This window comes from Trichococcus patagoniensis, assembly GCF_003051085.1.
Classification (GTDB): domain Bacteria; phylum Bacillota; class Bacilli; order Lactobacillales; family Aerococcaceae; genus Trichococcus; species Trichococcus patagoniensis.
Genome location: NZ_QAOM01000033.1, coordinates 1 through 11,277, shown reverse-complemented (window position 1 = coordinate 11,277; position 11,277 = coordinate 1). Strand labels below are relative to the sequence as shown.

Here is an 11,277-nt window from a genome sequence, read left to right as displayed (position 1 = left end):
CACGGTGTGGAATATAAACTATCAGATTATCAAAAAAAATAATACAACAACGCAAAAAAAGGCATCGGGGTGGTTTTCCCCGATGCTTTTCTTATAGCGAATACAAGAAAATAGTGTGCGACTGTGGTATACTGATTGCCGGATATCTATAAGAAAGAAGTGAATACATTGACTGAACCAGCGATTCGTTATCGCCTTATCAAAAAAGAAAAACATACAGGTGCGCGCTTGGGAGAGATCATCACCCCCCACGGCACTTTTCAGACACCTATGTTCATGCCGGTAGGGACTTTGGCTACCGTGAAGACGATGTCTCCTGAAGAATTGAAGACGATGGGCTCTCAGATCATTCTGAGCAATACTTATCACCTCTGGCTCCGACCGGGCTCCGACTTGGTGGAAGAGGCAGGAGGCCTGCATAAATTCATGAATTGGGACAGAGGGATCTTGACCGATTCAGGCGGTTTCCAGGTCTTCTCATTAAGCCAGAACAGACAGATAACCGAAGCCGGTGTGCATTTCCGCAATCATCTTAACGGTTCAAAAATGTTCCTGTCACCGGAAAAAGCGATCCATATCGAAAATCAATTGGGTGCCGATATCATCATGAGTTTTGATGAATGCCCTCCTTACAGCGAAAGCTATGATTACATCAAAGCATCGGTCGAAAGAACAACCAGATGGGCAGAGCGTGGACTTGAAGCCCATAAAAAGCCCAATCAACAAGGGTTGTTCGGCATCATCCAAGGAGCAGGATACAAGGATTTAAGACTGCAGAGCGCCAAAGAACTGATTTCCCTGGATTTTCCAGGCTACTCGATTGGTGGACTTTCGGTCGGTGAAACGAAAGAAGAGATGAATGGTGTGCTTGATTATCTGACGCCAGTCATGCCTGAGGACAAACCAAGGTATCTGATGGGTGTAGGTGCGCCGGATTCCTTGATTGACGGAGTCATCCGCGGAATCGATATGTTCGACTGTGTCTTGCCTACCCGTATAGCGCGGAACGGCACTTGTATGACAAGCAGCGGTCGTTTGGTCATCAAAAATGCGAAATATGAACGGGATTTCCGTCCGTTGGATGAAAAATGCGATTGCTACACATGCAAAAACTATACACGTGCGTACATTCGTCATTTAATCAAAGCTGATGAAACATTTGGCTTGCGCTTGACCTCGTATCATAATCTCCATTTCTTGATAAACCTGATGAACAATGTGCGCCAAGCCATCATGGATGACAATCTGTTGGAATTCAGGGAAGCGTTCGTGGAAGAATATGGCTTCAACGTTGAAAATCCGAAGAAGTTTTAGGTTTTGGGTGGTAGTCTATCCTAAAGTTTGGTAAAGTGGATGATAGATAAAAATAATCCACAGATGGAGGAAAATGTATGGATACAGTAATCATGATTGCCTTTTATGGAGTTCTGTTCGGCGTAATGTATTTCATCCTGATCAGACCACAAAAGAAACAAGCGCAAAAAACGCAAGATATGCTGAGTCAAATCAAGCCAGGGGATAGAGTAGTCACCATCGGCGGCCTGCACGGAATTGTCGAAGAAATCAATTCCGCTGATAACACAGTCGTATTGGATTGCGAAGGGATCTTCCTGACTTTTGAAAAACGCTCTATTTCACGTATTTCAAAGGTTGCCACAATCACAACCGATGATGCGATTGTCGAAGATTATTCAGCAACCGAATCAGAGCAAGAACAAGAGGACAAAAGCGAAGAGTAAAGCGATTTGATTCATCGGAAAGGAGGGACGGCATTTGCCGAATATATCAGAGAAGCAATATGATCAATTGGAGCCCTGGTTCAAACTAAAAGCAACTGAGTTCAATCAATTGGGCTACGAGAACATCCAAGTCGACGATATCTATCGCTATTTCAAGGAATTTTCTTGGAAGCATACTGTCCCTCCGCATTATTACCAACAAATCCGGGATATCATGAAGACGACGGTAAACCACTATTTCGACTTTGTTGCTTTGGAAGCGCAAGTCTATAAGGTCTCTTCATTGGATGAAATAAATTTTGATGATTTCCTATGAATCATTCCACGCAAAAAGCGCAATACTTCAGAGTATTGTGCTTTTTTTTAGAAGTAATCTGAGGTTGCGGTACAATCAGTGCCGAAAGGATCCGTTTTTTTTGATGGCATCATTAAACCGGGACGATTTTAGCCCTTGAAATCCAGCGGAATTATTTTATTGTTGGAATATCCAAATTTAATCGTTAATTCAGTCGGATTCGATAATTAGTAAGCGGATTTATGCGGGTGGGGCGCCATAGAATTCCGGATTTTAATCGGATAGGGACGTTAAGCGACCATGTTTATTTTCGTTCTAAAAATTATTTCAAAAAAACTTTTTTCTGTACGGATCACGAACAATGATAATTAATTCACAATCAAAAGGTTGAGAAATAGAATGTTTCCCTAAACTATTTGTGAAAACAAACAGAGAGATAAACCTCTGTTGAACACGCTTTCAGGGCCTGTATGGGAAATTCGTGAAGAACATCACATTTAATCGCTTTACAAACGAAATTCCATGAAATATAATAAGCATGTGAAAAGGATAACATATATTTTTAGGAGGATCTCACATGAGTAAAGAAAAAGTAGTTTTAGAGGAGAAAAAACCCATGATGACTGCAAAAGAAGAAATCAGCAACTACACTGGAAAAGCCCAAAAAGCTTTGACTCTATTTGAAGATTATACCCAAGAACAAGTCGACCACATCGTCCACGAAATGGCATTAGCTGCAATGGAGCAACATATGCCACTTGCAAAAATGGCAGTTGAAGAAACAGGCCGAGGCGTTTATGAAGATAAATGTATCAAAAACATGTATGCCGCTGAAAATATCTGGCACTCAATCAGAAAAAATAAAACAGTCGGAATCATCGAAGACAATAAAGTTGATCAAATCATGAAGGTTGCCGCTCCTGTAGGCGTTGTTGCCGGTATCATCCCGACAACCAACCCAACTTCGACAACAATCTTCAAAGCGATGATCTGTATGAAAACAAGAAACCCGATCATCTTCTCTTTCCACCCAAGCGCAGAAAAATGTTCGGCTGCAACTGCAAAAGTTGTTTACGATGCTGCCATCAAAGCAGGCGCACCTGCTGACTGTATCCAATGGGTAGAAGGCGTATCAATGGAAAAAACAGCTGAATTGATCAACCATCCAGAAGTTGCTGTCGTATTGGCTACAGGTGGAGCTGCAATGGTTAAAGCTGCTTATTCTACTGGTAAACCAGCATTGGGAGTTGGACCTGGTAACGTTCCGGCTTACATCGAAAAATCAGCAAACGTTAAACGCGCTGTAAACGACATCATCGTTTCAAAAACTTTCGACAACGGTATGATCTGTGCTTCAGAACAAGCTGCAATCGTCGACAGCGAAATCTATGATGAAGTCAAAAAAGAATTCCAACTGCACAATGTATACTTCGCTAAACCTGAAGAAATTCAACAATTGGAAGACGTCGTGATGAACGATGCAAAAACTGGCGTGAGACCGAATGTTGTCGGCATGCACGCTCGTAAAATCGCTGAATTGGCTGGATTGAACGTTCCTGCAAACACTAAAATGTTGATCGCTGAATTGCCTGGCGTCGGAGCAGAATACCCAATGTCAAGAGAAAAATTATCTCCAGTATTGGCTATGATGAAATCAGACAGCACAGAGCATGGTTTCCAACTATGCAAGCAAATGCTTGATTTGGGTGGCTTGGGTCACTCGGCTTCACTGCATACTCGCCGCAATGATTTGATTGAGCAATTCGGAAAAGAAATGAAAGCTTGCCGCGTTCTTATCAACTCTCCATCTTCTCAAGCCGGTATCGGTGACTTGTACAACAATAATATCGCTTCATTAACTTTGGGTTGCGGATCTTACGGCAGAAACTCAGTTTCTCATAACGTTTCTGCATTAGATTTATTGAACGTGAAAACTGTTGCTAAAAGGAGAAATAATATGCAGTGGATTAAATTGCCAGAGAAGGTTTACTTCGAAGAAAATTCAGTTAGATACTTACGTGACATGAAAGATGTCGAAAGAGTCTTCATCGTCTGCGACGACGGCATGGTCAAATTCGGCTATGTGGATGTAGTCATCGAACAATTGAAACAACGCAACAACAAAGTATCTTACGCAATCTTCTCGGATGTTGAACCTAACCCGACAACAGACACTGTAAACCGTGGTACCGAAAAAATGCGCGACTTCAAACCGGATACAATCATCGCAATCGGTGGGGGTTCTCCTATGGATGCTGCCAAAGCGATGTGGTTGTTCTATGAGCACCCAGAAAGCGACTTCTTCGGCGCTAAACAAAAATTCTTGGATATCCGCAAACGTACTTACAAGATCAAGGATATGGAAAAAGCGAAACTTGTCTGCATCCCGACTACATCAGGTACTGGTTCGGAAGTAACGCCATTCGCGGTTATCACAGACAGCGAAACACACATCAAATACCCATTGGCTGATTACGCATTGACTCCGGATGTTGCCATCGTGGATCCACAATTCGTATACAGTGTTCCTAAATCTGTAACTGCAGATACTGGTATGGACGTATTGACGCATGCCATCGAATCTTTTGTTTCCGTATTGGCAAACGACTACACTAAAGGTTTGAGTTTACAAGCAATCAAGTTGGTATTCGAAAACTTGAGAAATTCATACAATTACGGCGACCAAGAATCACGCGAAAAAATGCACAATGCTTCCACTATGGCTGGTATGGCCTTCGCGAATGCGTTCCTGGGTATTTCCCACTCGATCGCACACAAAATCGGCGGACAATGGGATCTGATCCACGGCCGTACGAACGCTATTCTGTTGCCGCACATCATCCGCTACAATGCGATTGATCCGCAAAAACATGCGTTGTGGGCTAAATACGAGTACTTCCGTGCAGACGAAGACTACGCTGAAATCGCTCGCTACCTAGGCTTCAAAGGCAACACGACTGCAGAATTGGTCGAAGCTTTGGCAACTGAAATCACTAAATTAGGTCAAGACATCGGCATCAAGATGAACTTCAAGGATCAAGGCATCACTGATGAAATGCTTGAACGCGATGCAGACCGCTTAGCAGAATTGGCATTCGAAGACCAATGTACGACTGCTAACCCTAAACAACCATTAATCTCAGAATTGAAAGAAATCATCTACGCAGCCTACAAAGGTTAACAGTAGATAAAGGAAAGCCGGGACACGCTCCCGGCTTTTTTTGTGTTCAGTTTCAGGCTTGTAATCAAGTGGATTTGTCGTATAATATAAAATATAGTTTAGGTTAACCTAAAAAGAGGAGGGAGCGCATGACGCCGCACAAAGAGGATTATCTGAAAGTGATCATGGAATTGGGTGGAGACAAACAGCTTGTCAATAATAAGCAGATCGGACAGGCTTTATCCGTATCTGCCGCTTCGGTGACCGAGATGTCCGTCAAGTTGCTCAAGGATGGCCTGATCAGCCATATCCCGTACCAAGGGGTGCAAATCACAGACAAAGGCCAATTGATCGCAAATAAGCTGATCCGGAAACATCGACTTTGGGAAGTGTTCCTCTCGGAAAAATTGGCTTTCAACTGGGATGAAGTACATGACGAAGCGGAACTGTTGGAGCATGTCTCATCGGATCGGTTGATCGATAGCTTGGATGCCTATCTAGGTTTTCCCAAATATGATCCGCATGGGGGCGTGATCCCCGACAAAGAGGGCCGGATTGAAGTTTATGAGAGCAAACCTTTGATAGAGCTGGAAATCGGCAGCCGCTTCATCATCAGGGAAGTTGATGACGACCAGGAATTTCTGGCCTATTTGCTCAACAAAGACGTAAAGTTAAGCGTGCCTTATCTGTTGACAAACGTGGAGCCGTACGAAGGCCCATATACTTTTGAGGCCCAGAATAAGCAGTCTTACCAAATCAGTTTCAAAGCGGCAAGTAAAATTCACGTTCAATAAAGCAGTTCAAAACAAGGAGAACAGTATGCAGATTGGGATCTTGACCTTTAAGGAACCCGAAAATGATAAAAGCAGAAAAATCATCCACGTGGATATGGATGCCTTCTACGCTTCAATCGAGGAAAGGGATCATCCGGAACATCGCGGCAAACCGATCGTCATTGCGAATCATCCGAGAGATACCGGGCGCAAAGGGGTCGTGACTACAGCCAATTATGCCGCCAGGAAGTTCGGCATCCATTCGGCGATGAGTGCGCAGAAGGCTTTTGAACTCTGCCCGGAAGCTGTGTTCATTCCTCCTCGAATGAGTCATTACAAGACTGTTTCCCAACAAATCAGGGAAATATTCGCGCGCTACACCGATTTGATAGAACCGTTGTCTCTGGATGAAGCCTATCTGGATGTCACCAAGAATAAGCAGGATCTGTCCAGTGCGACAATGATTGCCCGAAGAATCCAAAGAGAGGTCTGGCAGGAAACGGGTCTGACTTGCTCGGCCGGTGTTTCCTACAATAAGTTCATAGCAAAGATTGCTTCCGACTTCCAGAAACCGGCTGGCATGACTGTGATCACACCAAATGATGCGGCCCGCTTTTTGCGGGGACTGCCCATCGAAAAGTTTTATGGCGTCGGCAAGAAGACAGTCGAAAAAATGAAGCTATTGGGCATCCATTTCGGAGAGGATCTTTATCTTTTTGATCAAAGTGAATTGCTTTCGCAATTCGGGAAGCACGGATATATCCTCTATCAACGGGTCAGAGGCATCGACAACCGAGTTGTGGAGCCTGAACGGGAAAGAAAATCGATCGGGAAAGAACACACTTTTACACTGTTCCTGGTTGATGAGGAACAGGTCAGGGTGGAACTGAAGCAAATCGCTCTGGCTGTTCAAGGAGCGCTTCACATCAACAAGTTGCACGGGCGGTCGATTGTGTTGAAGATCCGCTACGCCGATTTCGATACCATAACCAGAAGGAAAACCCGTGTCGATCATTTTTCCCAAGCGGAGGATATTTTCCGTCATGCCTGGGAACTTTGGTTGGACCACGGTACGATAGAACGGCACGTGCGTTTATTGGGGATAACCGTAACACAGCTCGATCCGATCCACTACGAGAACATTCAGTTGCCATTATGGGACACGACGCATCTATAGAAGAAATCATTCATTATTTCATTATAAAGGGGAGATAAAAATCATGTTAGAGTCATTCAGTCAGTTAAATCCTATTATGCAAGCATTCATAGCGGGATTGTTCACTTGGGGTTGTACCATCGTAGGTGCATCATTTGTGTTTTTCTTCAAATCCGTCAACCGCAAAGTTCTTGACGTCATGAGCGGCTTCGCTGCCGGGGTCATGATAGCGGCATCGTTCTGGTCATTATTGGCTCCTTCCATTTCCCATGCTGAGGAGAACGGATATGGCGTCTGGGCGTGGATTCCGGCATCAATCGGATTTTTGTTGGGCGGCTTATTCCTGCGCATGACGGATAAAATCGTTCCCCATCTGCACTTAGGGGAACCGATGGAACACCGGGAAGGTCCGCAGACACAAGCGTCCCGAAACTTGTTGTTGTTCCTGGCAATCACGATCCATAACATTCCGGAAGGTTTGGCTGTCGGAGTCGGTTTTGGAGCGGTCGCAGCCGGCATATCCGAGGATAATACGCTGTTGAGTGCCATCGGTTTGGCGATCGGTATCGGAATCCAGAACATACCAGAAGGATCAGCTTTGTCCATGCCGATCCGGGCTGATGGAAACAGCAGGCTGAAGGCCTTCAATTACGGCCAACTCTCTGCCATCGTTGAGCCGATCGCGGCTGTCATTGGGGCAGCTGCCGTCATATCCATGAGTGCGATTTTACCGTACGCGCTCGCATTCGCTGCCGGAGCCATGATCTTTGTTGTCGTCGAGGAACTCATACCGGAGTCGCAAACGAACGGAAACAGCGATATTGCCACGATGGGGCTTATGGTCGGCTTCACAGTCATGATGATCCTTGACGTTGCGTTAGGATGATGAATAATCCGTTGAAAGGCCTTCTGTGCGGAAGGCCTTTTAATGTATGCGGAACAAACGAATAGCGCTCGCTTTTCGTTTTACTAATAAACTGTTTCATGATACGATGGACACTGAATAATACAGTTTTTTGTCACAGAGAAAGGTGAGGAATCGCATGAGGATATCTTTTCACGGGCAATCCTGCGTATGCATAGAAACAGCGGAACGAAAGCATCTGCTGATTGATCCGTTCCTATCAGGAAACCCACTGAGCGACTTGGATCCGGACACGATACCTTGCGATGTGATCCTGTTGACCCATGGACACGGCGACCATGTCGGTGATACAGAAAGGATCGCGTGCAGAACAAATCCGCTGATTATTTCGACGGTTGAACTAGCTGGCTATTTTGCGTCAAAAGGATTCCGTACACATGGCATGCAACCGGGCGGCGGTCACCAGTTCGACTTCGGGTATGTCAAACTGACTCAGGCAATCCATGGGTCGGCTATGACTGTCGATGGCCTGCCTTATACATTTGGGTTGGCAACCGGCATTCTCCTGAACGCTGAAGGGAAAACGATCTATCATGCGGGCGATACAGCGCTGTTTTCCGATATGAAATTGATAGGGGAAGATTATCCGATCGATGTTGCATTTCTGCCGATCGGGGACAACTACACAATGGGACCAAAAGATGCCGCCAAAGCGGTTACGTTTTTGGAACCCCGAATTGCAGTTCCAATCCACTACAACACGTTTCCGTTGATCAAGCAGGATCCGAATGATTTTCTGTCCCTTCTGGATGATGGCGTCGGACTTATCATGCAACCGGGAGATTTCATTTCATTATAATAGAGAAAGCAAGGGAGTACACTATGGCAACGAAACACGAGCAAATCATTCAATATATCGAAACGCTGCCGGTCGGGGAAAAGCTTTCCGTCCGCACGATAGCAAAGAATTTGAACATGTCTGAAGGCACAGCTTACCGCGCCATCAAGGATGCCGAGAACATCGGATTGGTTTCAACCATCGAGCGTGTAGGCACCATCAGGATCGAACGCAAGTCGAAAGAGAACATCGAGACGCTGACTTTCGGGCAGATCTGCAAAATCATCGATGGGGATATTTTGGGCGGCAAGAAAGGCCTGGACAAGACTTTGAGTAAATTCATCATCGGCGCGATGCAACGCGAAGCGATGGAGCGCTACATTTCACCGGGATCACTTATGATCGTCGGTAACCGGAATGATATCCAGGAATTCGCATTGGAGAAAAGCGCAGCAGTGCTGATTACCGGGGGATTCGATACGGATGAGAGCATCGTCCGTTTGGCTGATCAGGTCGAAATGCCGATACTGCGCACGACCTATGACACCTTTACCGTAGCGACAATGATCAACCGTGCCATGACGGACCAACTGATCAAAAAGGAAATTATGCTGGTGGAGGATATCTACACCCCGATTGATGAGACGAAATATCTCTCATTGGACGACACCGTTTTCCAATACCGCAATCTCAATACCGAAAGCACCCACTCGCGTTTCCCGATCGTAAATCATAATATGCGTCTTGTGGGCATCATCACGGCGAAGGACATTCTTGGAAAAGCAGATACGCTTTCGCTTGAACGGGTAATGACCCGGGATCCGATAGTCGCAAAAACGCACATGAGTGTGGCGAGCGTGGCGCACCGGATGATCTGGGATGGCTTGGAAGTGATGCCAGTGGTGAAAGATAACCTGCAACTGCTCGGCATCATTTCACGCCAGGATGTCATGAAGGCCATGCAGCTAGCGCAGCGTCAGCCGCAAGTCGGCAACACGATCGAGGACCAAGTCGTAGAAAACCTATCCTTAATCAGCTCGGAAGAAGGAGACAGCCTACCCGCTTATCGCTTCCGGATCACGCCGCAAATGACGAACAGTCTGGGGACTGTGTCGTTCGGAGTGCTGAGCGAGGTGCTGGCGAGCACAACCAAAAAAATCTTGTATACTTTACAGAAACGGAATGCGGTCATTGAGCAGATGGACATCTATCAATTGAAGATGATCCAGATAGACAGCGTCATCGAGATACGTTCAAAAATATTGGAATTGGGCAGAAGATCATCCAAATTGGATGTCGAAGTCTATTTAGAAAATTCACTGGTCAGCAAAGCGATCGTCATTTGCCAACTGATGGAAAAATCCTAGGAGGTCAGCAAGTGGAAAATCCGATTTATGCAGATATAGTCACTAAAATTCATGAGTACCCCACCATCATCATCCACCGTCACCTGCGTCCGGATCCGGATGCGTTGGGTTCTCAGAACGGTCTCGCCAGCTTGATCAGGCAAGCCTATCCTGAGAAAAAAGTATTCGTTGTCGGCGAAAATGAAGACAGCCTTTCCTACCTCGGCAGCATGGACAGCATTCCGGATGATGCCTATGAAGGTGCCTTGGTGATTGTCACGGACACAGCGAATCAGCCAAGAGTCAGCGATAAACGTTTTGTCAAAGGCGATTATTTGATCAAAATCGATCACCATCCGAATGAAGACACCTACGGAGATATTTGCCTTGTGGAGACGCAAGCCAGCAGCAGCAGCGAAATCATCGCGAAAATTTCTTTTTCAACAGGGGATAAGCTGCCGATGAACGCAGCAGCTGCGCGGCTGTTATATGCCGGCATCGTCGGCGATACGGGCAGATTCCTCTATCCGGCGACTACGGCAGTGACTATGGAGATAGCTTCGAAATTGATGCAGTTTGATTTTTCAGCTTCGGATATCAGCCAAATGATGAACACAAATTCCTTGAAAACGGCCAATTTATCAGGGTTCGTCCTGCAGAGTTTGACGATCAATGATGTCGGGGTCGCCAGCATCATCCTCTCCCAAGAAATCCTTGAGAAATTCGGTGCGGCCGACAGCGACACCGCTCCGGTTGTGCCATTGCCGGGCACCGTAGAAGGCGTTTTATGCTGGGGGATTTTCGTGGAGCAACCGAACGGTACCTATCGTTGCAGATTGCGTTCAAAAGGTCCGATCATCAACGAGGTCGCCAAACAGCACGGCGGGGGAGGGCACCCGCTTGCGAGCGGAGCGAACGCGAAGGATGAGTCGGAGATAAACGACATCATTTTGGAATTGGAAGAGCTTGCGATCGAATGGCAGAACACGCATTGATGAAGCAGGCTTGAAATAAGAAAAGCATCGGGGAAAACCACCCCGATGCCTTTTTTTGCGTTGTTGTATTATTTTTTTTGATAATCTGATAGTTTATATTCCACACCGTG

10 protein-coding genes are annotated in these 11,277 nt (G+C 45.9%); all 10 read left to right on the top strand.

The genetic code is table 11. From position 1 onward, the window contains the following. Positions 1-168 precede the first annotated feature (168 nt). Positions 169-1,314, top strand: a complete 1,146-nt coding sequence (gene tgt, locus C8U37_RS14115) for a tRNA guanosine(34) transglycosylase Tgt (protein WP_108033846.1) — start codon at positions 169-171, stop codon at positions 1,312-1,314. A gap of 77 nt (positions 1,315-1,391) precedes the next feature. After that, on the top strand, positions 1,392-1,739 hold the full coding sequence (yajC, locus tag C8U37_RS14110; RefSeq protein WP_108033845.1) for a preprotein translocase subunit YajC: 348 nt from the start codon (positions 1,392-1,394) through the stop codon (positions 1,737-1,739). A gap of 34 nt (positions 1,740-1,773) precedes the next feature. After that, entirely contained in the window at positions 1,774-2,055 is a 282-nt protein-coding gene (locus tag C8U37_RS14105) for a post-transcriptional regulator (protein WP_108033844.1), read from the top strand. A gap of 556 nt (positions 2,056-2,611) precedes the next feature. After that, on the top strand, positions 2,612-5,215 hold the full coding sequence (adhE, locus tag C8U37_RS14100) for a bifunctional acetaldehyde-CoA/alcohol dehydrogenase (protein ID WP_108033843.1): 2,604 nt from the start codon (positions 2,612-2,614) through the stop codon (positions 5,213-5,215). A gap of 128 nt (positions 5,216-5,343) precedes the next feature. Further along, complete coding sequence (locus C8U37_RS14095) at positions 5,344-5,988, top strand: metal-dependent transcriptional regulator (RefSeq protein ID WP_108033842.1); 645 nt, start codon at positions 5,344-5,346, stop codon at positions 5,986-5,988. 25 nt (positions 5,989-6,013) lie between these two features. Then, on the top strand, positions 6,014-7,144 hold the full coding sequence (gene dinB, locus C8U37_RS14090; protein ID WP_108033841.1) for a DNA polymerase IV: 1,131 nt from the start codon (positions 6,014-6,016) through the stop codon (positions 7,142-7,144). Between the two features lie 43 nt (positions 7,145-7,187). Then, entirely contained in the window at positions 7,188-8,009 is an 822-nt protein-coding gene (locus C8U37_RS14085; protein ID WP_108033840.1) for a ZIP family metal transporter, read from the top strand. A gap of 157 nt (positions 8,010-8,166) precedes the next feature. Next, positions 8,167-8,847, top strand: a complete 681-nt coding sequence (locus C8U37_RS14080; protein WP_108033839.1) for a metal-dependent hydrolase — start codon at positions 8,167-8,169, stop codon at positions 8,845-8,847. Between the two features lie 23 nt (positions 8,848-8,870). Continuing rightward, positions 8,871-10,193 (top strand): DRTGG domain-containing protein, encoded by a 1,323-nt coding sequence (locus C8U37_RS14075; RefSeq protein ID WP_108033838.1) that lies wholly within the window; start codon positions 8,871-8,873, stop codon positions 10,191-10,193. Between the two features lie 11 nt (positions 10,194-10,204). After that, complete coding sequence (locus C8U37_RS14070) at positions 10,205-11,167, top strand: DHH family phosphoesterase (protein ID WP_108033837.1); 963 nt, start codon at positions 10,205-10,207, stop codon at positions 11,165-11,167. Positions 11,168-11,277 lie beyond the last annotated feature (110 nt).

Coding starts and splice junctions, on each gene's coding strand:
- yajC (WP_108033845.1), top strand. CDS start 1,392: ATGGATACAGTAATCATGATTGCCTTTTATGGAGTTCTGTTCGGCGTA.
- adhE (WP_108033843.1), top strand. CDS start 2,612: ATGAGTAAAGAAAAAGTAGTTTTAGAGGAGAAAAAACCCATGATGACT.
- C8U37_RS14095 (WP_108033842.1), top strand. CDS start 5,344: ATGACGCCGCACAAAGAGGATTATCTGAAAGTGATCATGGAATTGGGT.
- dinB (WP_108033841.1), top strand. CDS start 6,014: ATGCAGATTGGGATCTTGACCTTTAAGGAACCCGAAAATGATAAAAGC.
- C8U37_RS14085 (WP_108033840.1), top strand. CDS start 7,188: ATGTTAGAGTCATTCAGTCAGTTAAATCCTATTATGCAAGCATTCATA.
- C8U37_RS14080 (WP_108033839.1), top strand. CDS start 8,167: ATGAGGATATCTTTTCACGGGCAATCCTGCGTATGCATAGAAACAGCG.
- C8U37_RS14075 (WP_108033838.1), top strand. CDS start 8,871: ATGGCAACGAAACACGAGCAAATCATTCAATATATCGAAACGCTGCCG.